The sequence below is a fragment of the Blautia sp. HA9023 genome, assembly GCF_056504095.1.
Window position 1 is genome coordinate 103,973 of the sequence record NZ_JBWLUR010000008.1, and the last position, 26,372, is coordinate 130,344.

23 protein-coding genes, 2 pseudogenes and 1 other annotated feature are annotated in these 26,372 nt (G+C 43.1%); of the genes and pseudogenes, 24 read left to right on the forward strand and 1 reads right to left on the reverse strand.

Annotation, left to right across the window (positions count from 1 at the left end):
- Nucleotides 1-44: 44 nt before the first annotated feature.
- From AC04Q6_RS10450 to AC04Q6_RS10520, 15 genes and pseudogenes are all read left to right on the forward strand, one after another.
- Nucleotides 45-1,382 carry an aminotransferase class III-fold pyridoxal phosphate-dependent enzyme gene (locus tag AC04Q6_RS10450; protein WP_015525486.1) on the forward strand — a complete coding sequence of 446 codons (1,338 nt, stop codon included), beginning with the start codon at nt 45-47 and terminating at the stop codon, nt 1,380-1,382.
- Nucleotides 1,383-1,400: 18 nt separating this feature from the next.
- The gene (locus tag AC04Q6_RS10455; RefSeq protein WP_118071903.1) at nt 1,401-2,528 is read left to right on the forward strand and encodes an iron-containing alcohol dehydrogenase family protein; all 1,128 of its coding nucleotides are present in this window, start codon (nt 1,401-1,403) and stop codon (nt 2,526-2,528) included.
- A gap of 111 nt (nt 2,529-2,639) precedes the next feature.
- Nucleotides 2,640-2,975, forward strand: coding sequence for a P-II family nitrogen regulator (locus tag AC04Q6_RS10460; RefSeq protein ID WP_015525489.1), 336 nt, complete (start codon nt 2,640-2,642; stop codon nt 2,973-2,975).
- A 27-nt stretch (nt 2,976-3,002) separates the two neighbouring features.
- Nucleotides 3,003-4,538: an APC family permease gene (locus AC04Q6_RS10465; protein ID WP_129975894.1), complete on the forward strand. Its 1,536-nt coding sequence runs from the start codon at nt 3,003-3,005 to the stop codon at nt 4,536-4,538.
- A 373-nt stretch (nt 4,539-4,911) separates the two neighbouring features.
- A complete protein-coding gene (locus AC04Q6_RS10470; protein WP_476389680.1) occupies nt 4,912-7,530 on the forward strand; it encodes an HAD-IC family P-type ATPase in 2,619 nt (872 codons plus the stop codon).
- A gap of 2 nt (nt 7,531-7,532) precedes the next feature.
- Nucleotides 7,533-8,747, forward strand: coding sequence for an AI-2E family transporter (locus AC04Q6_RS10475; protein ID WP_291543780.1), 1,215 nt, complete (start codon nt 7,533-7,535; stop codon nt 8,745-8,747).
- A gap of 57 nt (nt 8,748-8,804) precedes the next feature.
- A complete protein-coding gene (locus tag AC04Q6_RS10480; protein WP_195273740.1) occupies nt 8,805-9,218 on the forward strand; it encodes an EamA family transporter in 414 nt (137 codons plus the stop codon).
- A 37-nt stretch (nt 9,219-9,255) separates the two neighbouring features.
- Entirely contained in the window at nt 9,256-11,229 is a 1,974-nt protein-coding gene (locus tag AC04Q6_RS10485) for a 5'-nucleotidase C-terminal domain-containing protein (protein ID WP_476389681.1), read from the forward strand.
- A 171-nt stretch (nt 11,230-11,400) separates the two neighbouring features.
- Nucleotides 11,401-11,823: a MarR family winged helix-turn-helix transcriptional regulator gene (locus tag AC04Q6_RS10490; protein WP_118071909.1), complete on the forward strand. Its 423-nt coding sequence runs from the start codon at nt 11,401-11,403 to the stop codon at nt 11,821-11,823.
- Nucleotide 11,824: 1 nt separating this feature from the next.
- Nucleotides 11,825-12,082 carry a hypothetical protein gene (locus tag AC04Q6_RS10495; protein ID WP_330597701.1) on the forward strand — a complete coding sequence of 86 codons (258 nt, stop codon included), beginning with the start codon at nt 11,825-11,827 and terminating at the stop codon, nt 12,080-12,082.
- A gap of 641 nt (nt 12,083-12,723) precedes the next feature.
- On the forward strand, nt 12,724-12,945 hold the full coding sequence (locus tag AC04Q6_RS10500) for a helix-turn-helix transcriptional regulator (protein ID WP_021977429.1): 222 nt from the start codon (nt 12,724-12,726) through the stop codon (nt 12,943-12,945).
- Nucleotides 12,929-13,723 (forward strand): DUF3169 family protein, encoded by a 795-nt coding sequence (locus AC04Q6_RS10505; protein ID WP_178087539.1) that lies wholly within the window; start codon nt 12,929-12,931, stop codon nt 13,721-13,723. The genes AC04Q6_RS10500 and AC04Q6_RS10505 overlap by 17 nt, the downstream gene beginning before the upstream one ends.
- 232 nt (nt 13,724-13,955) lie before the next feature.
- A complete protein-coding gene (locus AC04Q6_RS10510) occupies nt 13,956-15,002 on the forward strand; it encodes a macro domain-containing protein (RefSeq protein ID WP_021977431.1) in 1,047 nt (348 codons plus the stop codon).
- A 151-nt stretch (nt 15,003-15,153) separates the two neighbouring features.
- Nucleotides 15,154-15,855: pseudogene (locus AC04Q6_RS10515) on the forward strand (ADP-ribosylglycohydrolase family protein); the annotation flags it as partial.
- Between the two features lie 54 nt (nt 15,856-15,909).
- Nucleotides 15,910-16,614 (forward strand): vWA domain-containing protein, encoded by a 705-nt coding sequence (locus AC04Q6_RS10520; RefSeq protein WP_174095600.1) that lies wholly within the window; start codon nt 15,910-15,912, stop codon nt 16,612-16,614.
- An 82-nt stretch (nt 16,615-16,696) separates the two neighbouring features.
- Here AC04Q6_RS10520 and AC04Q6_RS10525 read toward each other — a convergent pair whose 3' ends face one another.
- Entirely contained in the window at nt 16,697-17,056 is a 360-nt protein-coding gene (locus tag AC04Q6_RS10525; RefSeq protein WP_021977433.1) for a helix-turn-helix domain-containing protein, read from the reverse strand.
- Nucleotides 17,057-17,300: 244 nt separating this feature from the next.
- On the opposite strand from AC04Q6_RS10525, the pseudogene AC04Q6_RS10530 reads away from it, so the two are divergent.
- The 9 genes and pseudogenes from AC04Q6_RS10530 to AC04Q6_RS10570 form a co-directional block, all read left to right on the forward strand.
- Nucleotides 17,301-17,489 (forward strand): annotated as a pseudogene (locus AC04Q6_RS10530) (type II toxin-antitoxin system HicB family antitoxin); the annotation flags it as partial.
- A gap of 82 nt (nt 17,490-17,571) precedes the next feature.
- Nucleotides 17,572-18,693: an ISAs1 family transposase gene (locus AC04Q6_RS10535; protein ID WP_476389682.1), complete on the forward strand. Its 1,122-nt coding sequence runs from the start codon at nt 17,572-17,574 to the stop codon at nt 18,691-18,693.
- Nucleotides 18,694-18,866: 173 nt separating this feature from the next.
- Nucleotides 18,867-19,601 carry a class I SAM-dependent methyltransferase gene (locus tag AC04Q6_RS10540; protein ID WP_118071369.1) on the forward strand — a complete coding sequence of 245 codons (735 nt, stop codon included), beginning with the start codon at nt 18,867-18,869 and terminating at the stop codon, nt 19,599-19,601.
- A complete protein-coding gene (locus AC04Q6_RS10545) occupies nt 19,582-20,673 on the forward strand; it encodes a hypothetical protein (protein WP_243004406.1) in 1,092 nt (363 codons plus the stop codon). The genes AC04Q6_RS10540 and AC04Q6_RS10545 overlap by 20 nt, the downstream gene beginning before the upstream one ends.
- Before the next feature lie 4 nt (nt 20,674-20,677).
- The gene (locus AC04Q6_RS10550) at nt 20,678-21,619 is read left to right on the forward strand and encodes a DMT family transporter (RefSeq protein ID WP_021977437.1); all 942 of its coding nucleotides are present in this window, start codon (nt 20,678-20,680) and stop codon (nt 21,617-21,619) included.
- A gap of 72 nt (nt 21,620-21,691) precedes the next feature.
- Complete coding sequence (locus tag AC04Q6_RS10555) at nt 21,692-22,375, forward strand: pyridoxamine 5'-phosphate oxidase family protein (protein ID WP_330636889.1); 684 nt, start codon at nt 21,692-21,694, stop codon at nt 22,373-22,375.
- Nucleotides 22,376-22,574: 199 nt separating this feature from the next.
- Nucleotides 22,575-23,111 carry a nitroreductase family protein gene (locus tag AC04Q6_RS10560; protein WP_021977439.1) on the forward strand — a complete coding sequence of 179 codons (537 nt, stop codon included), beginning with the start codon at nt 22,575-22,577 and terminating at the stop codon, nt 23,109-23,111.
- 283 nt (nt 23,112-23,394) lie between these two features.
- On the forward strand, nt 23,395-24,417 hold the full coding sequence (locus AC04Q6_RS10565) for an alpha/beta fold hydrolase (RefSeq protein ID WP_118071358.1): 1,023 nt from the start codon (nt 23,395-23,397) through the stop codon (nt 24,415-24,417).
- Nucleotides 24,418-24,574: 157 nt separating this feature from the next.
- On the forward strand, nt 24,575-25,972 hold the full coding sequence (locus AC04Q6_RS10570) for an alanine/glycine:cation symporter family protein (protein WP_110102704.1): 1,398 nt from the start codon (nt 24,575-24,577) through the stop codon (nt 25,970-25,972).
- Between the two features lie 87 nt (nt 25,973-26,059).
- Nucleotides 26,060-26,306, forward strand: a binding site (T-box leader).
- Nucleotides 26,307-26,372: the final 66 nt, after the last annotated feature.

The window sequence follows — 26,372 nt, forward strand, 5'->3', positions numbered from 1 at the left end:
ACAATATTTAAAACTGAATTACAGATAAAGAGGAGGAAGTTATTATGAGTTTAACAGGAAAAGAAGTAGCACAGATGCACAAAGATTATGTGATGCAGTCATGGGCAAGATCAGGAGCAGATACTTTACCGGTAGAAAGAGCTGAGGGAATTTATTTTTACGATTATGATGGAAAAAAATATGCAGATATGGCTTCACTTCTGGTGTGTTCCAACCTCGGACATGAGCTTCCGGAGATCGTTGAAGCGATCAAGGAACAGGCTGATAAGATGTGCTTCATGGCACCGGCATATGCATCCGAGCCTAAGAGCATGCTGGCAAAAATGCTTGTAGAAGCAGCAGGAGCAGATACATACAAGAGAGTTTTTTTCACAAATGGTGGAGCAGAATCCAATGAGAATGCTATAAAAATGGCACGTATGGTAACCGGAAGAACCAAGATCTTTTCCTGCTACAGAAGCTATCATGGAGCTACACTTGGAGCATCCAATGCTTCCGGTGACTGGAGAAGATATGCAGCAGAGATCGGTGGTGCAAATGGATTCGTACACTTTATGAACCCTCAGATGTATCGTGACGGATATACAAAAGGAGTTGATGATGCAGAGGTAACGAAGAAATATCTGGATGCGCTGGATCTGCAGCTCAGATATGAAGGCCCCGGAAATGTGGCAGCGATCCTGATGGAGTCTATAGTAGGTGCAAACGGTGTCATTCTTCCTCCAGACGGATATATGGAAGGTGTTCGTGCACTTTGTGACAAATATGGAATCCTTCTGATCTGTGATGAGGTTATGGCAGGATTTTACCGTACAGGAAAAATGTTTGCATTTATGAATTTCGACATGAAACCGGATATCATTACATTTGCAAAAGGTGTTACCTGTGGTTATGTACAGCTGGGCGGATGTATTGTAAGTAAAAAGGTTGCGGAGTATTTTGAGGAAAATGTTCTTCAGTGCGGACTTACTTACAGTGGACATACACTTGCATGTGCGGCTGGTGTAGCAGCAATGAAATATTATAAAGAACACGACATCGAGGGCCATGTAGCTGAGATGCACGAGATCGTTGCTCCGTTTATGGATGAGATGGTAAAGAAGCATAAATGTATTGGTGAAGCAAGATGTATCGGTTTGTTCGGTGCACTTGAAGTAGTCAAGAATAAAGAAACCAGAGAACCGATGCAGGAATACGGCGTACCCGGACCGGTAATGCCGTGGATATTTGCAGAATTAAAGAAACGTGGCTTTGCAACCTTCGGACGTGAGAACTTTATTGAAATCTGTCCGCCACTGATCATCACGAAAGAGGAGCTGGAAGAGTATCTCCCGATCCTTGATGAAGTGCTTACAATGGTCGATGAAAAATTTTGTGACTGATAAAGCAGGAGGTAGCCTATGAACTGGGATTATCTACAGCCGGTAAAAATTCATTTCGGCAAAGGTAGAGTAAAAGAAATCAAAGAAATAGCCAGAGAGCTTGGCTGCGAAAGAGGCCTTCTGGTGGCAGGACCGTTTTTCTTTAAAAGCGGTCTTGCCGAAAAGGTCATAAAAGAGTCAGAAGGAATGATCGTTGCTTCTTTTGGAGATGTTTCTCCAAACCCGGACGTTGCAGAGGTAGATGCCTGTGCAGAAGTGATCCGGCAGAAAAATATCGGATTTGTGGTAGCACTGGGTGGAGGCAGTCCCATGGATTGTGCCAAAGCAGCTGCCAGTGTAGCTCTGACTTCGGATTCCATCCGTAAGTATCATGGAACCGGAGTAGCAATGCCGGAGAAACATCTTCCACTGATCGCAGTTCCTACGACTGCAGGAACAGGAAGTGAAGTGACCTGTGTATCAGTTCTTTCGGATCATGCAAATGGAAAAAAAGCGCCGATCGTATCAGAGGGATTTTATCCGGCAGCAGCTATCATTGATCCGGAACTTACTTATACAATGCCACCGCAGGTTACGGCAGGAACAGGAATTGATGTTCTTTCCCATGCGATCGAAGGCTATTGGAGCAAAGGTCATCAGCCGATCTGTGATGTACTTGCGATGCATGCAGCAGAACTGGTATTTAAATATGTTTACAGAGCATACAGGAAGCCCGATGATGAGGAAGCAAGGGAGAAAATGTGCGAAGCATCTTTGATCGCAGGATTGGCGTTTACTTTACCGAAAACCACTTCGTCCCATGCGTGTTCATTTCCATTGACCAATATTTATCACATCCCGCATGGCGAGGCGTGTGGCCTGACCCTGGATTATTTTATAAGAATCAATGCAAAAGGCGAAGGTGGTGAACGTGTAGAGGAATTTGCCAGAAGGATTGGATTCAAAGATGCAGAAGAGATGGCGGATGCAGTTCTTGAATTAAAGAAAAAAATGGGATTGCGGTGTGATCTGAAGGATCTGGAGCTTGATGATGATCAGATTGCAGAGCTGGTTCGCATCAGCAGACACCCGAACCTTTATAACAATCCGGTAGAGATCACAGACGAGATGCTGGATGAGATGTATCGATATCTGGCCGGAAAGTGAAAGATTTTGATTGAATATTGAAAAAAATAATGATAATATAGAGAGACGATGGAGTCCGGATACTTTGGTATCTGGGCTCTTTTTGTATTTATGGATGGGAGATGAAGGATTATGAAACTGATCACAGCAATTGTAAGACCTGAGAAAGTGATGGACGTCATCAAAGCACTGGAGCAGGAAGGATATTTTGCTTTTTCAAAATGGGCAATTTCAGGAAGAGGTAAGGAAAAAGGAATTCAGGTAGGGGATGTCCTTTATCAGGAAATGGCAAAAAACATGCTGTATATTACTGTTGGGGACAAAGAAAAAGATGAGGTTGTAGATATTATCATTAACAGTGCAAAGAGTGGGCAGTATGGACATTATGGTGATGGAAAAATTTTTGTTTCCGATATCAGTGAGGCATATACGATCAGTGAAGAAACCAGAGAAGATGATGATGAATGATATGATTGATGAAGCAGGAGGATATATATGGGTGAAAGAAATAAAAGAACAAAATTAAAAAAATCCATGGGACCTGGTTCGATCTGGGCAGTTGCAGTCGGTTCCATCATTGGATGGGGATGTTTTATACAGGGTGGTCTCTGGACAGAACGTGCAGGTGGACCGCTCCCGCTGTTTCTGGGATTTCTGGCAGGCGGTCTTTTAATGATCGTGGTAGGCTACAGCTATTCTTATATGATCGCAAAATTCCCGGTAGCGGGTGGTGAATTTGCCTATGCATATAAAGGCTTTGGAAGAACTGCTTCGTACATATGCGGATGGATGCTGTCGCTTGGATATCTGTCTATTGTAGCTTTGAATGCAACGGCACTTCCGGTATTGGCATCCTATATTTTTCCTGGAGTCTTTAACAGAGGTTACCTGTATACAATTGCAGGATATGATGTATATATGGGTGAAGTCGGATTATCCCTGTTCTTTATCATACTTTTCGGGATCATGAATTACAAAGGTGCGAAATCTGTAGGAAATCTTCAGCTTGCGATGGTCCTTATCATGTGTGCAGCGGTTGTTGTATCAGTCATTGGTGTGATCGCAACAGGACATTTTGATGCTTCAAATCTGCAGCCGGCATACGGAGCCGAAGGCAAGTCTCTTGGAAGCGGTTTTGTATCTATCCTGGCATTGGCTCCGTTCCTTTATGTAGGATTTGACTGTATTCCACAGGCGGCAGAAGAATATGATTTTCCACCACAGAAGTGCAAAATGCTGATCATTTCAGCATTGATCGTAGGTGCTTTGATCTATGGTGCAATGGCACTGGTGACAGATTGTGTTGTTCCCTGGCAGCAGGTTCTGACTATGACAGATGGGAATGGAACTCTTGTAAAATGGCATACAGGTGCAGTTCTTGATCTTGCAATGGGAAAAGTTGGTGTGTGCTTTGTGGCACTGGCAGTGTGCATGGGTATTTTTACCGGTATGAACGGATTCTTTATGACATCCAGCCGTCTTTTATTTGGTATGGCAAGAGCAAAAATGCTTCCGTCAGCTTTTGAAAAGGTTCATCCGGAGCATAAAACTCCGTCCATATGTGTTGGGTTTACCATGATCATCTGCTGTATCTGCCCATTTTTCGGCAGAGAAGTGATCGGCTGGGTTGTAGATATGTGTTCCGTAGGTACTGCGTTCGGATATTTCTTTACCTGTGCAGGTGCTTATATTCTTCTGAAAAAATATGGCGATGATACAGATACAAATAAAATCCATCCGGCAGTAGCAATGGGCGGCTGCGTGATCTCTGTTGTAATATTACTGCTTCTGATCGTGCCCGGTTCTCCAGCATTCATGGCTCCACAGTCCTTTGCAGCACTGATCGTGTGGGTGTTGATGGGAGTTACCTTCTATTTTGTTTCAAAGAAAAATTTTGCGAAAGTCACTAAGAGAGAAATGGATTATCTGATTCTTGGAAATGTGCAGGTAGTTCGAGGGCTGAGAAAAGGAAAAGATCAGGGAAGAGTTGTACAGGGAAATATTGTGGCTGATCAGAGTAATAAATCTTAAAAGGTAATAAAACGGCTGCAGGCCTATAATACTTTCAGGGTAACAGAAAAACTTCCATTCAAAAAATGGGAGTTTTTCTGTTACCGGAGTATCATATTTGCAAGGTGTGATTTATAAAGTATCTTGACAGAGGTACCGATCCTGTTATACTATTAAAACTGATAAAGGGGAGTAACCTACGTTTGGAAATCTGCGTTTGCAGTGTCGTCAGTACGGTGGAAACATCCGGCGCTGCAGGGAAATGGTGAGACTTTTATTGCATTTTTTGTTGTGCAATAAGGGTTTCTTTTTTTATATCCTTTTATCAAAAAAATCCTTTATTGCATAAAAAAATTACAGTTGGTGAATATTTGCAAAAAAGGAGGCAAAGGGAATGAAAGAAATTTATCAGCAGACAGCAGAAGAAGTTCTCGAGCGTGTGGAAAGCAGGGAATCAGGGCTTACCGATGAACAGGTCAGACGGTCCAGAGAGAAGTGCGGATGGAATGAGCTTGCAGAAGGAAAGAAAAAAAGTATTTTGCAGATCTTCTTTGAACAGTATAAGGATTTTCTGGTGCTGATCCTGATCGCATCGGCAGTGATATCCGGTATGCTTGGAGATGTGGAAAGTGCAGCAGTTATCGTGATCGTTATTACGATCAATGCGATTTTGGGAACTGTGCAGACAGTAAAGGCTGAGCAGTCCCTGCAGAGCTTAAAGAAGCTTTCCGGACCGGAGGCAAAGGTATTACGTGATGGTGTGGCGGTACAGCTCCCGGCAAGAGAACTGGTTGTAGGAGATGTGATCCTTCTTGAAGCAGGTGATATGATCCCGGCCGATGGAAGATTGATTGAAAATGCAAGCCTTAAGGTCGATGAAAGTGCCCTTACCGGAGAAAGTCTTGCGGTTGAAAAGAATATGGACATTATTTTGGAGGAAGCACCGCTTGGTGATCGGACAAATATGCTGTTTTCCGGAAGCTTTGTCACATATGGGCGTGGCAGAGCGGTTGTAACGAATGTAGGAATGCAAACAGAGGTTGGAAAGATTGCGGGACTTCTGAAATCGACTTCGGAAAAACAGACGCCACTTCAGGCGAATCTGGATGATTTTGGAAAGAAGCTTTCCATTCTGATCCTGATATTTTGCGGAATTCTGTTTGCGATCAGTGTATTCCGCGGTGAGAAGATCAGCAGTGCATTTATGTTTGCAGTAGCACTTGCAGTCGCAGCGATTCCGGAAGCTTTAAGCTCCATCGTGACGATCGTCCTTTCTTTCGGAACACAGAAGATGGCAAAGGAGCACGCGATCATTCGTAAGCTCCAGGCTGTGGAAGGTCTTGGAAGCGTTTCTGTTATCTGTTCGGATAAGACCGGAACACTCACACAGAACAAAATGACAGTAGAAGATTATTATATTGATGGAAAAAGAATCACAGCAGATGCAATTGATGTAGCAGATCCGGCGCAGAGATGTCTTTTGGACTACAGCATTTTATGTAATGATTCAACAAATGAAAATGGAGTGGAGATCGGAGATCCGACGGAAACGGCATTGATCAATCTGGGCAGCCGGTACGGAATCGAGGCTGCTGGTGTAAGAAAGCTTTATCCAAGGGAAGGAGAGCTTCCCTTTGACAGTGACCGTAAGATGATGTCAACACTTCACAGAATTGATGATGAAAACCGGATGATCGTAAAAGGTGCGGTTGACCGGCTTCTGGAGCTGACAGACAGGATCTGGACAAAGGACGGAGTTCGGGAAATCACAGAAGCAGATAAAGAAAAGATCCGGCGCCAGAATCAGGAATTTTCAATGGAAGGGTTACGGGTACTGGCATTTACCTATCGTGAAATTCCGGAGAAGCATGTATTGACGATAGAAGATGAGAACCATCTGGTATTTCTTGGCCTGATCGCTATGATGGATCCGCCGAGGGAAGAATCAAAGGCTGCAGTTGCAGAATGCATAAAAGCGGGGATTCGGCCGGTCATGATCACGGGAGATCATAAGATCACAGCAGCGGCAATCGCAAAAAGGATCGGGATCCTACATGATCTGTCAGAGGCCTGCGAAGGTGCTGATATTGAAAATATGAGTGATGAGCAGCTGAAGGAGTTTGTCCCGAATATTTCTGTGTATGCAAGAGTGTCACCGGAGCACAAGATCCGTATTGTCCGTGCATGGCAGGAGAAGGGGATGATCGTGGCAATGACCGGAGACGGTGTGAATGATGCTCCGGCATTGAAGCAGGCAGACATTGGTGTTGCAATGGGAGTGACCGGAACCGAGGTCGCAAAGGATGCCGCAGCAATGGTGCTTACAGATGATAATTTTGCAACAATTGTAAAAGCAGTGGAAAACGGACGAAATTTATATCAGAATATCAAGTATGCGATCCAGTTTCTTCTGTCAGGAAACTTTGGTGCGATCCTGGCAGTTCTTTGTGCATCCCTTGCAGGACTTCCGGTTCCTTTTGCACCGGTACATCTGCTGTTTATCAATCTTTTGACAGACAGTCTTCCGGCGATCGCGTTAGGCGTGGAGCCGCACAGCAGTGAGGTGATGAATGAGAAACCAAGATCAGCAGACGAGTCAATACTGACAAAGGATTTTCTTGGTAAAATCGGTCTGGAAGGACTGGTGATCGGTATGATGACGATGATCGGATTTTTGACAGGATATCATCAGAATGGTGCACTGCTTGGCAGTACTTATGCCTTCGGAACACTTTGTCTGGCACGTCTGTTCCATGGATTCAACTGCAAATCGGATCATCCGGTTATCTTTACAAAACGTTTCTTTAATAATAAATGGCTTCAGGGAGCATTTGTACTTGGGGCAGTACTCATTACCGTTGTACTGACGGTTCCGGGATTTCATCTTCTGTTTAAAGTAGAGACGCTGGATCTGATGCAACTTGGCTGTGTATATCTGTATGCGTTTGCAAGTCTTCCGATCATTCAGTTGCTTAAATGGATACGCATGAAATTAGGAAAAAGAGGAGAATGATAGTGGATATAAGTAAAATATCTGTAAAAAAAATTCGGGAGCTTATTGTGTTTACAGCATTTTTTGTGGTCGCTCTGTGGAAGTTTGATGTGGTGCTCGATGTGCTGAAAGCAATATGGGGGATCGCATTTCCTTTTGTACTTGGCGGAGCGATCGCATTTGTGACCAACGTGCCAATGAGCTTTTTGGAAAAGAAAATTTTTGGAAGGGTAAAAAAAGAAAATAAGATAGGTGTAAAACTGGCAAGACCGATAAGTCTTTTCCTTACGATTGTATTTGCGGTTGGCGTGATCGTAATGGTGATGTTTGGTGTGATCCCACAGCTTACGCGGACAATGGGAACTCTGATGATGAGTATCGCTGATTTTATTCCGCAGATGCAAAGCTGGATCCGGGAATTCTCCCATAATAACCAGGAAATCATGAAGCTGGTAGATCAGGTACAGTTTAATCCGGATCAGGCGATCAAGTGGGGGATAAGCCTTCTTGGAAACGGTGCAGGAAATATGATGAATACCACAATGTCAGCAGTGGGTTCCATAGTCAGTGGATTGGCAACCTTTTTTATTGCTTTTTCATTTGCCTGCTATGTCCTTTTTCAGAAGGAGAAGCTGCATGTGCAGATCCGAAAAGTATTTTTTGCTTTTCTCCCAAAGAAAAAGGCAGATGCTTTTCTTAAAGTCTGTTCTCTGACTTATCGGACATTTGCAAATTTTCTTGCAGGCCAGTGTCTGGAAGCTGTGATCCTCGGCTGTATGTTTGTTGTGATACTGAGTATTTTGAGGATGCCATATGCACTTTTGATCGGAGTTTTGATTGCGTTTACCGCATTGATTCCGATTTTCGGGGCCTTCATCGGGTGTGCGGTGGGAAGCTTTTTGATCTTTATGGTAAATCCGAAACAGGCAATTTTATTTATTATAGTATTTCTGGTGCTGCAGCAGATCGAGGGAAATCTGATCTATCCTCATGTTGTGGGTGAATCCGTAGGACTTCCGTCGATCTGGGTTCTTGCAGCAGTTACGATCGGCGGAAACCTTATGGGAATTGTAGGTATGCTTGTTTTCATTCCGTTGCTTTCCGTATTCTATACTATCTTTCGGGAATTCGTATATCTGCGCCTGAAGAAAAAGCATATCAAACAGGTGACAAAGACAGAAATAGAGGAATATACGGCGGAGGAAATTGTAAATAGTGACATATCAGAGGGGAAATGATATGATGGACTTGTATTGGGATAGTTAAGAAAATCTTATATTTAAGGGGGAGTTACTATGTGGTTTGTGTTTGCCTTGCTGTCTGCTGTATTTGCGGCGCTGACCTCCATACTGGCCAAGATAGGTATTGCCGGTGTTAATTCGAATCTTGCAACAGCGATTCGAACGATGGTGGTGCTGGTTATGGCGTGGGGAATGGTTTTCCTCACAAATACCCAGGGCGGGATCGCAGCGATCAGCAAAAAAAGCTGGCTGTTTCTGACCCTTTCAGGTCTGGCAACGGGTGCTTCGTGGTTATGCTATTATCGTGCTCTGCAGATAGGCGATGCATCGAAGGTTGTGCCGATAGACAAGCTGAGTGTTGTGATCACACTGGTACTGGCATTTGTTTTTTTGCATGAGAAATTCACAGCAAAATCGATGATGGGATGTATTTTGATCGGTGTGGGAACATTATTGATGGTTTTGTGAAAAGGCATAAGAAAACTATATACAAAAGGAGAGTGTTATGAAAACACGAAAGAAAATTTCAGCAAGGCTGCTGGCGATCATGCTTATTGCTGCATTGCTGCTTCCTCTTGCATGGAATGTCCCGGTGGAAGCAGCCGAGGCAAAACAGATCGATGTTTTGTTCAGCCATGATACACATTCGCATTTGAACAGCTTTTCAACCATCGTAGATGGAGAGCAAAAAGATGTTGGCGGATTTGCAAGGATCAAAACCCTGATCGATGAAAAGAAGCAGGAAGATCCGGACACCCTGGTGCTGGATGGCGGCGATTTTTCCATGGGAACCCTGATTCAGACCGTATACGAAACGGAGGCGGCAGAGCTTCGGATGCTGGGATATCTGGGGTATGATGTGACGACTCTGGGGAATCATGAATATGATTATCGTTCAAAGGGACTGGCAAATATGCTGGAGGCTGCGAAGGCTTCCGGTGAGACAGTGCCGGCACTGGTAGTGTGCAACGTGGACTGGGACAGCATGGAGCAGGATGGATTAAGCGATGGTCAGAAGCAGATCCGGTCGGCATTTGAAGCCTACGGTGTGAAGGATTATGTAGTAGTTCAAAAAGGAGATGTAAAGGCTGCAGTAGTCGGTGTGTTCGGTAAGGATGCCCTGGAATGTGCACCGACTTGTGAATTAAAGTTCAAGGATCCGGTTGAGGCCGTAAAACAGACGGTAGAAGAGATCCGAAAAAATGAAAAAGTGGATATGATCGCTTGTGTGTCCCATGGAGGAACCTGGGAGGATGAGAACAAATCGGAGGATGAGATCCTTGCAAAAGAGGTGCCGGATATCGACTTGATCATCAGCGGACATACGCACACAGAGCTGAAAGAGGCAATTCAGCATGGAAACACATATATCGTATCCTGCGGCGAATACGGAAGAAATCTGGGATCACTTTCCATGACACAGAAACAGGACGGACGGTGGGAGCTGACATCCTATGAGCTGATCCCTGTTTCTGAGGATGTAAAACCGGACCAGGCGACACAGGAACAGATCGATGCCCTGATGGATACGGTGGATAAGAATTATCTTGCCGATTTCGGCTATACAAGGGAAGAGGTTCTTGCTGAAAATGATGTTGAATTCAACAGTCTGGAAGAAATGGGCACGAAGCATGAAGAGTTGAATCTTGGTGATATCATGTCCGATGCATACATATATGCAGTGGAAAATTCCGAGTATTATGATGGTGATCCGGTTGATGTAGCCGTTGTTCCAAGCGGAACCGTGCGGGACACATACACAAAGGGCGATATCACAGTAGAGGATGTTTTTAATTCCTTTTCACTGGGGATCGGAAAGGACGGTGTTGCCGGATATCCGCTGATCAGTGCATACCTGACCGGAAAAGAGCTGAAGCTGGCAGCGGAGGTGGACGCTTCTGTATCAGATTTTATGACAACGGCAAGGTTATATTGCAGTGGATTGAATTTTGCATACAATCCACATCGGATGATCCTGAATAAGGTGACAGATTGTTATCTCACCAGGGCAGACGGAGAACGGATCGAAATCCAGGATGATAAGCTGTATCATGTTGTGACAGATCTGTATACCGGCCAGATGCTTGGTTCTGTGATGAAAATGTCCTATGGACTGTTGTCTCTTGAACCGAAGGACAGGGATGGGAATCCCATTGAAAATCTGGAAGATCAGGCGATCATGGAGGATGACAGGGAATTAAAGGCCTGGGATGCGATCGCAAGATATATGCAGTCCTTTGAGGATACAGACGGCGACGGAATTGCCAATGTGCCGGAGTATTATGAGACGACACATGGACGTAAGGTTGTGGAGGACAGCAGAAATATCATTGATCTGGTGAAGCAGCCGAATAAGTTTTCGGCAATGATCGCAGGTATTTGTCTGATCTTTATTGTGATCATTGTGCTTGTGGTATTTCTGATCCGAAGGATGATCCGCAGGATCAAAGTCAGAAAAGGAAAGAGAAATTCAAAATAAATATACGGCTGAGAAGAAAGCTGTCGCTTTAGCGGTTGATAGATCGCAAAGCGGCAGCTTTTATTTGTGGCAGATATATAAATGGTGAAAGAAGATATTTTATAGTTGACAAATAGAGAACAATACTATACAATCGTTCTAAATAGAACGAAAAAGATATGGAGGAAGGCTATGTTTTTCTGGGATCAGCATAAAACGATAACAAGCTGTTATGAAAAAGTCACAGGGAGTGTATGTGAGAAATATCAGCTGACGCATATGGAATATGATATCCTTATGTTTTTACACAACAATCCACAGCATAATACTGCGGCTGAGATCGTTAAAGTCCGTAAGTCGACGAAATCCCACGTGTCCTCTTCTCTGAAAAATCTGGAGAGCAGAGGTCTGATCGAAAGGATCCAGAGTGCGGATAATAAGAAGCATATCGAGATCGTTTTATTAAATAAGGCATATCGGATCATTGAAGATGGAATAAAAGCACAGAAGGAATTTGCAAAAATCGCTTTGGACGGCCTGACAGTGGAAGAGAAGCGTATTTGTAAAGAGGTATTTCATAAGATCTGCGAAAATGCGGATAAATATATGAGGTGAGATGATGAAAAAGAGATTTCATGTAAAGAAAAGGACTCTTTTGCTGATCGCGGGTATTGTATGGCTGATTGCCGGATTTAATGTTGCCAGACTTGGGATATTATCATACCGGGTGATCGATCGGAAGTGGTATCTGTATCTGTTTTCGGTCGTTGTACTTTTTATGTTTGGCATGATGTTTTATAAGATGAGCAAAAAGCATACAAAAAGGATCCTGGGATATGAGAGCCACCGTCCGTTCTGGCATTTTTTGATCTGAAAGCATATCTGATCATGACATGTATGATGAGCGGAGGAATTGGTTTCAGGGCAGCGGGAATATTCCCTGATATCTTCGTTGCTTTTTTCTATTCCGGTCTCGGCTGTGCACTGGCCCTGGCGGGGGTGGTATTTACCAGAAATTATTTTTGTTATAAACAATTGATCGTAAAGGCTGCAGGAACGAGTAGTTCCTGCAGCCTTTATTTAGTGTCAGATGAAAGTCTGTGAGTTGAAAAGTGCTATTATATATTGTTTTATGCCAAAAGACGATGAGATTAGTTTCATCGCCTTTTTTATATTGGATAAGATTAATTTGTGCTATTATTTATTGTAAAATTAATAAGACGTATTGACAAAGAAAAAATAATAGAATATACCACCATGTCCGACAAAGTAAATGAATTCGCTGTCAGCCTCTTCATGAGGCTGTGGGTTGAAATGCAACAGGTATAATATGATCTACGAATACATTTGTCATTCCCTTCGCGAAGTTGTGAGTTAAATGCATAAAACTATCCTTGAAAAAATGACAACAATATTTGTCAAAAACATATTGACAAGTAAAGTTGTCAATGCTAAGATAAAACCATGAAATGACAAGAAAACTTGTCAAAACAAACAGCAAAAGGAGGGGCTGAATTGCCACTGTTAAATCGTCTAAAAGAATACCGTTCCAGCCAGGGGATTAATCAGACTGAGCTGGGGAAGTTGGCGGGGGTGTCCAGGCAGACGATCAGCTTGATCGAGAGAGGCGATTATTCACCGTCTGTAACACTGGCGCTTAAGATCGCCCGGATCTTTCAGGTAAGTGTAGAGGACATTTTCATGTATGAGGAGGATGAAGATGAAACAGGAGAATAAGACAAAAAGTGTTAAGAAATTCAGTATAAAAATGCTTCTGGCAATGGTGTTTGGAGGTGTGCTTGGAGGCTTTTTCGGTGTTTTTATGTATTATTTTCATGGAGATCTGGAAGCATTTCTGACAACGTGGACTAAGATGGTTCAGAGTATATTGGTTCCGGGTTTGCTGATAGTAAATATTGTTTCCATTCTGGCTGGAGAATTTTGCCTGTGGAAACTGAAAACGGTTTGTGACAGAATAGCTACAGCGGAAGATGAGGAAGCAGATCTTGTCAGCTATCAGGAGGAAAAATATGGAGCCATTCTGCAGTGTGTCAATGCTGTTTCACAGGTACTCTGCATTTTTCTTCTTGCAAATGGATACCAGATAGGATATATCGAATCCAGTAATAAAAATGCGATTAATATTCTCATTGCCTGTGGGCTGTTTGTAGCTTGTTTCTTTTATAATGGAATCATGCAGGCCAGATATATCAAGCTGCTTCAGACAGTGCATCCGGAAAAAAGAGGAGATATTTCCTCCAGAAAATTCCATCAGCAGTGGCTGGAGAGCTGCGATGAGGCGGAGAAGGAAGTTATCTATCAGAGTTCTTACAAGACTTATATTTTTATGAGCAAAGCCATCGGGCTGTTGCTGATCGTTACAATGTTATCCCATCTGTTTTTCAAAACAGGTATCATGGCAATCCTGGTGGTTGGCGTGATGTACCTGGTTCTGGTTGGGAAGTACAGTTGTTCCTGTGTGAGTCTGCGTAAGGACCGGATTTTGAGATCGTGAAATATATAGAATTATTATGGCTGGATCAGATGTAAAATCTGGTTCAGCTTTTTTGTTATGGAAAATTATTTCGTAATATTCCAGTGGCATAAAAAAGCTCTTGTGGCAGGAGCACACTACGGAAGAAAAATAGATATCGCTGAAATATCGGTTTATGGTATGATAAGAAAAGAGATAATTAGTCCAGGAAATATTATATTCATAAACGTGAATAACAGAAAGAAGGTATGCTATGCCATTTAAGATCATACAGAATGACATCACAAAAATTACAGCGGATATCATTGTAAATACGGCGAATCCCAATCCAGTTTACGGCAGTGGCACGGATTATGCGATTTATAAGGCGGCAGGAAAATCACAGTTACTTCGGGCAAGGTGGAAGATCGGAAAAATCCGTCGGGGAGAGATTGCGGTAACGGATGCGTATAATCTTTCCGCAAAGTATATCATCCATACCGTTGGGCCTGTATGGAAGGGGGGAAAATCTCATGAATTTGAAATACTGGAAAGTTGTTACTGGAAATCTCTGAAAAAAGCAGCAGAGCTGAATTGTGAAAGTATCGCGTTTCCGCTGATCGCAACGGGTGTGTATGGATTTCCGAAAGATATGGCTCTTGAGATCGCAGTTTCTACATTCAGTAAATTTCTTGCTGAGCATGAGATGAATATCATTCTTGCGGTATTTGACAAAGAATCATTTCAGCTTTCCAGTCAGATTGTAGATGTTGTAGATTCTTACATTGATGAAAATTATGTGAATCAAAATTATGCGGCAGAATATTCTCAACCATTTCGCCGGGACAGAAGATCAGAGTATGAGAATCGAAACGGTTATCCTGCGGATCGATTTCCAGAAGAAAATTTTTATGAGGCATCTTTTTCCAATGAAGCATTGGGATGGGGAGCGATGTCCCTGGAGGAGCAGTTGAATCAGATCGGACCGAGTTTTCATGAAAAACTGTTCGAGCTGATAGAAAGATCGGGAATGGATAATAAGGATGTGTGGAAAGCGGCCAATCTTGACAGGAAGCATTTTTCAAAAATCCAGTGTGACAGCCATTATCATCCGAAGAAAAAAACAGTTATGGCATTGTGTATTGCGCTGAAATTAAATCTGGAACAGGCAAAAGATCTTCTGGCGAGAGCAGACTGGGCATTCAGCCCGAGCAGTAAGGTGGATCTGATCGTGCAGAAAGCGCTTATAGACAGACAGTATGATATCATGCAGTTGAATACGGTTTTGTTTAAATACACAAATGAAATACTGGGAGTCTGAATGCAGCAAAGTGGAGTGCAAATGGATATTTTATTCCTATCTTATAAAAATGTCGCCGGTTCAGCGACCATACTGGTATAAAACCTGTGTATTATAAAATCACAATAAAAAAACAAGATTACCGGATTGGTTCCGGGGACAGGAGGCATATATGTACGGTGCGATTTTAGGAGATATTATTGGAAGTCCATTTGAATTTGACAGAGGCGATAAGACAAAAGATTTTGAACTGTTTTCATGGGGATGTCGTTTTACAGATGATTCTGTAATGACAATCGCGGTGGCAGAAGCTTTGATGGAAACCGGAATAGATGCGGATGAAGAAAAAATTGAAAATGCTGTTCAGGATCAGATGCGTAAATGGGGAAGACGATATCCAAGAGCAGGGTATGGCGGAAGATTTCGTCAGTGGCTTATGGCGGATCATCCGGAACCTTATGGAAGCTATGGAAATGGTTCTGCGATGCGTGTGTCGGCAGCAGGATGGTTATATCCGGATCTGGAACAGACCCGGGCAGTAGCAAGGGCAACAGCAAAGGTGACACATAATCATCCGGAAGGAATTAAAGGTGCTGAGGCAACGGCCAGCTGTATTTTTCTTGCCCGAAATGGAAAGTCAAAGGAAGAGATCCGGGAATATGTAACAGGAGAATTTCATTATAATCTGAACAGAACGTTGGATGAGATCAGGCCATTTTATCATCATGTGGAAAGTTGTCAGGAAACAGTACCGGAAGCGATCATTGCTTTTCTGGAAGCAGGGGATTTCGAAGATACTGTGAGAAATGCAGTTTCTATTGGTGGTGATACAGATACTCTGGCAGCTATTGCGGGCAGTATTGCGGAAGCTTTTTATGGTGTATCGGAAGAGCTGCGGGAAGAATGCAGGAAGAGAATTCCAGGCAATATGAGAAAAGTCCTTAACCAGTTTGAGAGAGAAATTGACAGGGATTGCGAGAGGGAAGAGACGACAGAAATTGTATTTATCCTTGACAGAAGCGGTTCTATGGCAGGACTTGAGAGAGATACGGTTGGGGGATTTAATTCCATGATCGAAAAGCAGAAAAAAGAAAAAGGTTCTGTGTTGGTTTCTACGGTGCTTTTTGATAATACGGCAGAAGTTCTTCATGACAGGGTAGATTTAGAGAAGATCAGGCCCTTAACAGAAAAAGAGTATTTTGTGGGAGGATGTACTGCACTTCTGGATGCTGTCGGAGGGGCAATCCATCATATTGGAAATGTACATAAATATGCCAGAATGGAGGATGTGCCGGAGCGTACATTATTTGTTATCATAACAGACGGGGAAGAAAATGCCAGTCGTTATTACAGTGCCAAAAAGGTGAAAGGAATGATCGAGCGTCAGAAATCCAGATATGGCTGGGAGTTCCTTTTTCTGGGAGCAAACATAGATGCGGTACAAACGGCAGGAAGATTTGGCATCAGTGAAGACAGAGCGGTAAATTATAATTGTGACAGCAGAGGAACTATGCTGAATTACCAGGTGATCGGAGAAGCGATTTCTGTATTCAGAAATGATGCGCGTATTGATGAAAGCTGGAAAAGGCAGATTGATGAGGACTACAAAAAACGGAGAAGTGACTGGGAATAAATCAGGCAGAAGAAGGGAGTTATTTTCTATATTTATAATGGATATTTTCCCTATATAAGAAAAATATATCAGAGGAACCGTTCTATTTACAGGACAGTTCCTCAGTTTTTTTGTATGAAAGTTCCCTGACATAAGTAAAAATCCTGCTTCTCAGTTCCTGGTCTGTCTGCATCGTCTGTACCAGTTCATACAGTTCCGGTGATTCGGAACGGGAGATGATGATCTGATCGGCTTCCATCTGGTCAGATATTCCATATAAAAAATCTACATTACAATGAAAAGTCTGTGCGATAAAACATGCAGATTGATAGGAGGGCTCACGCTCTCCACGTTCGTAACGGCCGTATGCCATAGCCGAAATATTCAGCTGGCGTGCGGCTTCTGCTTTATTGATATTCAGGGACGTTCGAAGCTGGATCAGCCTTTCCGGACAAAAATTCATAAAATTCACCTCTTGATATTAACCAACGGTTATGATAATATATAGAACGATACTAACCAATGGTTATTATAAACGAAAAGATCAGATATTACAAGAGTGAAAAAAGAAAACGTTGTATATAGGATTTTTACTTTCTTTTTATGTCAGCTTCCTTGAGAGGCTGTGAGTTGAAATGGCCGAAAAGACGGAATAGCGATCTACCAGCTGGTAAGACAAATAGTCGAAAGTGAGACCGAGAATAAAAATGAAAACGCTGAATGATTATATGGAAATGCCCTATCGTATGGAAATTATAGAAGATAAGGAAGAGGGAGGATTTGTGGCTTTTTATCCTGATTTGCCAGGGTGCATTACCTGCGGTGAAACTGTTGAAATTGCGGTAGCAAATGCATTGGATGCAAAAAAGGCATGGATTGAAGCAATGATGGAAGAGGAACATCACGACAAACGCATGAGTAAATAAATTGTGAACACCCCCCTTTTCTAGTAAAATAAAAGAAAAAGGGGTGTTATTTATGCAGGAATTATTAGAGTGGATGGAATACATTGAAGATACTCGTCAGCAGACAAAGGTTCGTCATACGTTGAAGGATATTCTTGTCATTGTGTTGTTTGCAACTCTTGCGAATGCGGATGACTGGGTTGAGATGGTATTGTTTGCAGAAAGCTATCAGGATTATCTTCGAAAGTATATTGAACTAAAAAACGGAATCCCCTCTCATGATACGATCCGGCGTGTCATGGGGATGATATCGCCCGAAATTCTGCAGCAGCTCTATGGAAAATGGCAGGAGCGGCTGGATAAAAATGATGGAGAACTGTTGAAGAAGATCATCCGCATAGATGGAAAAACGATGTGTTCGAATAAACGTGGAGAAGAAAAAGCAAGTCACATTGTTTCTGCATGGAGTAAGGAAGATGGATTTTGTCTGGGACAGAAAGCAGTCAAAGAAAAAAGCAATGAAATAACAGCGATTCCAGAGCTGTTGGAAAAAATCCAGATAAAGGGTCAGATCATTACGATTGATGCAATGGGAACGCAGACAGCGATCGCAGGAAAAATCAGGCAGAAACGAGCGGATTATGTTCTGACATTGAAGAAAAATCAATACACAATGTACGAAGATGTAAAAGAATACTTTTCGAATGAGGAGTTTCAAAAAGAAATGCGCGAAAAGGGGGCATATAAGAAGACCCGTGAGAAAGCCCATGGGCAAATTGAGATCCGAGAGTATTATCAGACGGAAGATATCCGGTGGCTGAGCCAAAAGAAGAATTGGAAAGGCCTGAGAAGCATTGTAATGGAGAAGAAACGAATAGAAAAAGCAGGAAAGATAACGTATGAATATCGATATTTTATAAGCAGTTTAAAAACGGATATCAACGAAGTCAGCCGAGCGGTGCGAGGTCATTGGAGTATAGAAAGTATGCATTGGCATTTGGATGTAACATTTCGGGAGGATGCAAATACGACAATCGATAAAATGGCGGCACAAAATTTGAACATTATAAGAAAATGGAGCCTGAGTATTTTGAAACCAGCAGAACTATCAAGACATAAGTTGTCAATGAGAAAGAAAAGGTTCGTAGTAAGTTTGCGTCCAATTAAGTATTTAGAAGAGCTTTTAGAAGCTTAAAAAGTAGAAAAAAATAGAATTTGCAGTTGCTAACCATTCATGCGTTTGTCGTGGAGGAACATTAAGAAATGATGTGACATTCTCAAAAAAATGATACGATGTTTTGGTAATACTATGTTATACTTATATCTTCAGGATTACCACAAACAACCATGGAAGTGAGAACAACAAAAATGAACAATAAAATCGTAGTCTGCCTTGGAAAGGGTGGACAAAGGGATCAGGCAGAGTCTTTTGCCAGGAGGACGGATGCGCCGATTCAGGATAAGCCGGGGGATTATCTTACTGTCCGGTTTGATTCTAAAGGGGTATCTCTGTCGGGATTTGGTTTGACCTATCAGGGGGATTTCGTAGAGTCTATGCTGCACAGAGTGACCAATGGACGGCTGCAGCATGAGATGCTGGTGAAAGCTGCCAAGTCTGATAAAGAGGGCAGGAAGGCCATTGATGCCACAGCCGGAATGGGGGAAGATGCCTTTCTTCTGGCTGCTCAGGGGTATGAAGTTACTTTGTATGAGCAGAATCCGGTGATCGCAGCTCTTCTGAAAGATGCGATTCGCCGTGCGAAGAAAAATATAGATCTGAAAGACATTGCCAGTCGTATGAAAGTGATCGAAGGAAACAGTGTGGAATGCATGTCAAAACTTCTTGATCCGGTGGACGTGATCTATCTGGACCCTATGTTTCCGGCAAGACAGAAATCCAGCCTGATCAATAAGAAACTTCAGCTGATCCAGAAACTGGAACCACCGTGTTCTGAGGAAACGGATCTTTTTGATGCAGCGATCAAGGCGAATCCGGATAAGATCATTGTCAAACGTCCGCTGAAAAGTGAATGTCTTGCCGGTCGGGAACCGTCTTATACATTGAAGGGGAAAGCAATACGATATGACTGCTATGTGTTATAAAGTTACACATTATCAATACAAAGACCGCATTGGAAACCTTAAAGCTGAAGCAGTAGGTGTGGTAAGCGGGGAAAAGCATTTCCCCATATTTCCAGGGAACATGATCTTTAAACCACTGACGAAATCCAAGCCATTTTCGACACCACTATATGCTTATGCAGAGGTATTCTGGTCAACGGTCATCAATAAATATTTTATGCCTGCGCCTCAGTACGAGCTGGCGACCTGTGAAGGTTATGAGGAAGTAAATGAGAAATATCTTGATTATGGAACCGCAGTTCCTGTGGCATATAAGGAGGGAGAGTCCCTTCAGAATCTTCTGGAGTTTTTCCGAAAATATCCGGATAAAAAAGTCGACATAGATAATTATGTAAACTATTGCCAGATGTTTTACGATTACCGGGACATCTTTGAATCGGAATTTTTCCAGAAACACGAAGATCTGGCAGAGCAGCTTGCCATGCAGGTACTGATCTCTGTTCTGAAGGGAGACCAGAATTATCATTATGAGAATGTAGCTTTTCTCTGTGATAAAGAGGGCGAGATTATCAGCCTTGCGCCGATGATCGATCATGAATTTTCTACCTATTTCATGTTCCCGGATGATGTTTCTCGACATGTGTACTGGCTGATGGAACTGAGTAAGTCTATCCGTGGCTGGGAAGTGAAACCAGGGGAATATGATAATTTTAAGAATCCGGAAGAACGGAAACTGATGGAAAAAAGTGCCACCTGCATTCACAAAAATCTCTTCTATATAAAAGAACATTACCCGCAGGTAACGGAAGAATTTCGGAATAAAGCAGAAAAACTGAAAACAGCATTGACAGAAACGCCGAAGGATTTTCTGATCCAGGGAAGTACGGAATATCCGGATCATGCGGATTCCAATGCCTGGTGGATTGGAAAAGCCAGATATAAGGACAAAGATGAAGAGAAAGCCAGAACTTATGAATCGGAACTTCGCGGAAAAGAGAAAAAGATTGATTTTCGAGATGTCAGCATCAGTGCAATAAATGAAATAAGATCCATCTTAAGTCAGATGGAAGAAGTTTTGGGAAAGAGAGAATAAACAAATGGAACAAACAAAAACAACGTTGACAAAAACCTGGGTGGTGGCGGCACTTGCCTGTGTCTGCTGTCTTCTCTGGGGAAGTGCGATCCCGCTGATCAAGACAGGATATCGTCTGATGCAGGTGGATTCTGCAGATACCGCAAGCCAGATCGTTTTTGCGGGAGTGCGTTTTGCACTGGCAGGGATTCTGGTACTGATCTTTGCGTCCATCAGTGAACGGAAAGTGATGATCCCGGACCGGACGATCCTGAAATATGCAGTACCGGTCTGCCTGGCGCAGACGGTGTGTCAGTATTTCTTCTTTTATATCGGAGTGGCGCATACTTCCGGAGTAAAAGGTGCGATCATCACAGGCCTTGGAAACTTTATCGCAATTCTGTTATCCTGTTTTATTTTCCGTAAGGAGCGTATGACAGGAAGAAAGATGATCGGATGTATCTTGGGTTTTGCAGGCGTCGTTGTGATCAACCTGATGGGAAATTCCCTGGATGTAGGATTTAAGCTTACGGGAGAAGGATTTATCCTGATCGCGCAGTTTTCTTATGGAATGTCTACAGTACTGATTAATATTTTTTCCAGAAAAGTGTCGCCGGTAATACTCAGCGGAACACAGTTTACCATGGGAGGAATTGTTCTGTTCCTTATCGGAAAAATAATGGGCGGACATCTGGGAGTGGTGAATGCAGCAGGAATCGGAATTATTTTTTATCTTGCGATGGTTTCCGCTGTGGCTTATACGCTGTGGTCAGTGCTGCTTGCATGGAATGATGTATCCAGAGTTGCCATTTTTGGATTTGTAAATCCGCTGTTCAGTGTGATTTTGTCTGCACTGGTCCTGGGAGAAGTACGTCAGGCATTTAATCTGGGAAGCCTGATCGCACTGTTCCTTGTCTGCGTGGGAATTTATGTGGTAAATCGTAAAGATAAAGCGTCTGTTAATTGACAACTTTTTTCGGAAAAATCATATTTATTAGTGAAACTTGGATATATTGCCAAGATATGGGAGGGATAAAACATGGCAAAGATCAAAGTGATCAAAAAGAATGACGAGTATTCTTCCGACTATAAAGTAGGAGATATCCTAGAGGTGACAGGAACCTGGTACGGTGGATTTAATGTAAACAGCGTAACAGGAATCCCACTGTGCCTGGATAAAGATGAATGTGAGGAGATTCTGGAAAAAACAGATCTTTCCCATGAAGAATATGAGGCGGCTGCGTCCTACTGGAAGAAAAAAGACGCAGAAAGTGTAAAGCTGGATGAAGCGAAACTGAAGAAAGAAGTGGAAAAGTATATCCTGGCTAATAAAACCTGTGCACTGGCAACGGGTGCGGGAGAGTTTGTGCGCTGCACACCTATCGAGTATACGTATCATCACGGTGCATTCTGGATGTTTTCCGAAGGCGGCGAGAAGTTTGCCGCACTGGAAAAGAATAAGCATGTGTGTCTGGCCATTTTTGATAAATATGAGGGCTTTGGCAAACTGAAGGGAATGCAGGTGACAGGAGAGGCAGAGCTTGTGGCACCGTTTTCTGATGAGTATAATGCAGCGGCAGAGTTTCGGAAGATCCCGCTGGATGCGCTGAAAAAAATGCCGCATACCATGAACCTGATCAAGGTGCAGCCGAAGAAGATTGAGTTTCTGAATTCTGATTTTAAGAAGGAGGGTGCAGATTCCAGACAGATGCTGGAATTCTGAGAAGAAAGCTTGTGATTTTGCGAACAGCAGTGTTCAATGTTTACAGTATGTGCGTTGTTCATAGTACAAATTGATTTCAACACAGTATTGTGCTAAAATTATTTCATGAAAAATATGAACATATAAATCAGCATACCAATAACCGCAGAACTTAATAATAATTACACAAATTCTGCATCACCAGGCGAGGAGGATCAATATGGAATTTCAGAAACTGATCGAAGAGAGAAGAACCATCCGTAAATACAGCCCGGAGGGAAAGATCACAAAAGATGAGCTGCTTACCATAATCAGGGCGGCACAGGAAGCACCAAGCTGGAAGAACTCCCAGACAGGAAGATATTACTGTGTGACATCTGAAGATATGGTAGAGAAGATCAGCAAAGAATGCCTTCCGGAAATGAACCAGCCCAAGGCAGAGAATGCGGCTCTGATCATTACTACTTTTGTACAGAACCGTTCCGGTTTCCAGAAAGACGGTACACCGGATAATGAACTTGGAAATGGCTGGGGCTGCTATGATCTGGGACTTCAGAATGAGAACCTGGTTCTTAAAGCATGGGAGCTTGGTTATGGAACTGTGATCATGGGACTCCGTACAGGAGATAAGCTCCGTGAGATCCTTTCCATTCCGGAAACAGAGACCGTAGTTGCAGTGATTGCAATCGGAAAAGCAGCAGAGGAGCCTGCACGCCCGAAACGTAAAGATGTGGAAGACATTGTGAAATTCTTTTAACCGAATCAGGGAAGTCCTTTTCGGGATTGCGAATATTCGCTTGACACAACAGAAATCATAATAGAAATCATAACAGAAATGCCCGGTACATGCGAAAATGTCCGGGTATTTTTTAACAGAAATTAAAGAGCAAAATGGACTAAAAAATATTGCCGGAAGAAGTGAATTCTGTTATCCTGTAAGAAGACAGAAATCAACGATCATTCAAAAATCTTACAAAGGATAAACATAAATTGCAGAGAAAAAAGCAATACACCAAAAGTAAAGGAGGTTTTTAATCAATATGCAAATCATACATGAAACTGAATACGAAGAAACCATGAAAAATACCGTAGAGCCATATCTGTCAGCCCGGAGAAGAGAACTATATGTACCGGGAGCAGACTACCCATTTCGTAATGAAAACAAACGGATCACAGGTAAGATCCACATGCTGCAGTATCTGTCTGATGCGCCAAAAGGTGTGGTGGTCATCAGTCACGGTTTTACAGAATCCGCAGCGAAATACGATGAAGTGGCTTACTATTTTCTGAAAGAAGGCTACCACGTGTATATTCCGGAACACTGTGGTCACGGCCGGAGTTACCGCCTTACTGCAGATCCGTTCCTGGTACACATCGATACCTGGAGACGTTATGTCCGTGATTTCCTGAAAGCATGCCGCTACATAAAAAAAGCTCACCCGGATCTGCCACTGGATCTTTTTGCACATTCCATGGGAGGCGCCATTGGCGGTATTGCGGCAGCCTGGGAGCCGGACTGGTTTCACAAAGTAATTCTTTCCTCCCCGATGATCCGGCCTCTTACCGGAAATGTTCCGTGGCCTGCAGCCACCGGAATCGCTCTGGAGAAGTGCATTCTGGGAAAAGATGAAGAATACGTAGCAGGCAAAAAACCATATGATGGCGGCGGTTCTTTTGAGACAAGTTCCGCAACATCAAAACCAAGATATGAGCGTTACAAAAATCTCCGCGCAGAGCACAAAGAACTCCAGACCTGGTCTCCGTCCTATGGCTGGCTCTGGGCTTCCGCAGAGATGAGCTGGTATCTGCGTCTCTACGGCTGGAAAAAGTATACGGCACCAATGCTGCTCATCCAGGCCCAGACCGAAGATCTGGTGTCTGTCCGTGCCCTGAAAAATTTTGCCGGAAAGATCAACCGTCAGGGAAAAACCACCTGCGATTATATCCATATGATCGGAACAAAACATGAGATCTACGGAAGCCGTGGCAAGATCCTGGAGAAATACTGGGGATATATGCTTGCATTCCTGGATGACGAGGAAAATGATACTGACCGCAGATGAGTGCTTTATTCACTTCCTTTGTTTATCGCAGTAAAATTATAAAGCTTTTCTCTTATACATTCGACAGAAAATGTGCTATAATTTGGAGAATCGTCTTTTTTGTACAAACAAACGTACTGACCGAAAAGACAAAATTAAATAAGGGAAGGATTATAGAATGTTATCTGTTATTGAATCAGTGAATGCTGCTGTAAACAATTTTATCTGGGGCGTTCCTGCGATGATCTGTATTATTGGTGTAGGTCTTTATTTAAGTATCCGCACGAATTTTCTCCAGATTCGGAAATTTCCCTATGCCATCAGGGTTACTATCGGACGTATGCTTCGGAAAAGAGAAGCTTCCGATGGAAGTCTGACACCGTTTCAGGCTGTTTGTACGGCGTTAGCTGCTACCGTGGGAACGGGAAATATTGCAGGTGTGGCAGGTGCTATTGCCATCGGAGGACCGGGAGCCGTATTCTGGATGTGGATTTCCGCACTTCTTGGAATGTGTACAAAGTTTTCAGAAGTAACACTTGCGGTACATTTCCGCGAAACCAATGCCAATGGAGATCTGGTTGGAGGACCAATGTATTACATTAAGAATGGTCTAAAAAAACACTGGCACTGGCTGGCATATCTGTTTTCCGCTTTTGGTGTGCTTACTGTTTTCGGAACCGGAAATGCAACCCAGGTTAATACCATTACAACAGCTATTGATTCTGCACTGATCAATTACAATGTGATCGCTGCAGACAATACTTCTACGGTAAACCTTGTTATGGGGATCATCCTTGCGATTCTTGTGGCAATGATCCTGCTTGGCGGAATCAAAAGGATCGGCCAGGTTACAGAAAAGCTGGTACCGTTTATGGCATTGTTTTATATTATTCTTGCCGTCGGTGTAATTATCATCAACTGGAAAAATGTTCCGGGTGTTTTCAGCGCTATCATCAGAGGCGCATTTAATCCGGCATCTGTGACAGGCGGCGTAGTAGGAAGCTTTTTCATGAGTATGAAAAAAGGTGTTTCCAGAGGTATTTTTTCCAATGAGGCAGGTCTTGGTACCGGTTCCATCGCACATGCCTGTGCAGACACCAGAAAACCTGTAAAACAGGGATTTTTCGGGATCTTTGAGGTATTCACGGACACGATCGTGATCTGTACGCTGACAGCGCTTGTCATCCTCTGCAGCGGGGTGCCGGTTGGTTATGGCGCAGCAGCAGGAGCGGAGCTTACCATCAGCGGTTTTACCAGTACATACGGAAACTGGGTTTCCATCTTTACAGCAGTTGCCATGTGCTGCTTCGCATTTTCCACTATCATTGGATGGGGACTTTACGGAGCCAGATGTGCGGAGTTCCTTTTTAAGGAAAAAGCTATCAGGCCTTTTATGGTACTGTACTCTCTGGTAGCGATCATCGGCGCAACTGTTGATCTCGGACTTCTCTGGAGTATCGCAGAGACCTTCAACGGTCTGATGGCGATCCCTAACCTTATCGCAGTATTCCTGCTTTCCGGTGTGGTTGTAAAGCTTGTGAAGGAGTACTTCGCCGGAGAAGGAAAGAACGCCTGAAGGAGTTTTTGAAAAAAAAAACTTGACTATCAAAACAAACAGAGTTAGAATTAGTTTAGCTCATTAAAGAGTTAACACATAACAGAAGCAAATTCCATGAAGGGAATCAGTAAAGACAGAGGAACCGTCTTCAGAGAGCTGTGACTGGTGTGATACAGCGTCGGAACTGCCTTGAATATCATCCCTGAGAAGGAAAGCCGAAAGTTTCAGACAAGTAAGTAGGTTTTCACGGGTGCTTCCCGTTACAGAAGTCGCGTATGCCGGTACGTTGCAGAATCGTGCTTGTTTCAATTGAGAAACAGGGTGGTTGCGGAATTTTATATCCGTCCCTGAAAGGGGACGGATTTTTTTTATCCAAAAACATTTTAAACCACGGGGTAAGGATCTGAAACCGGAAAAA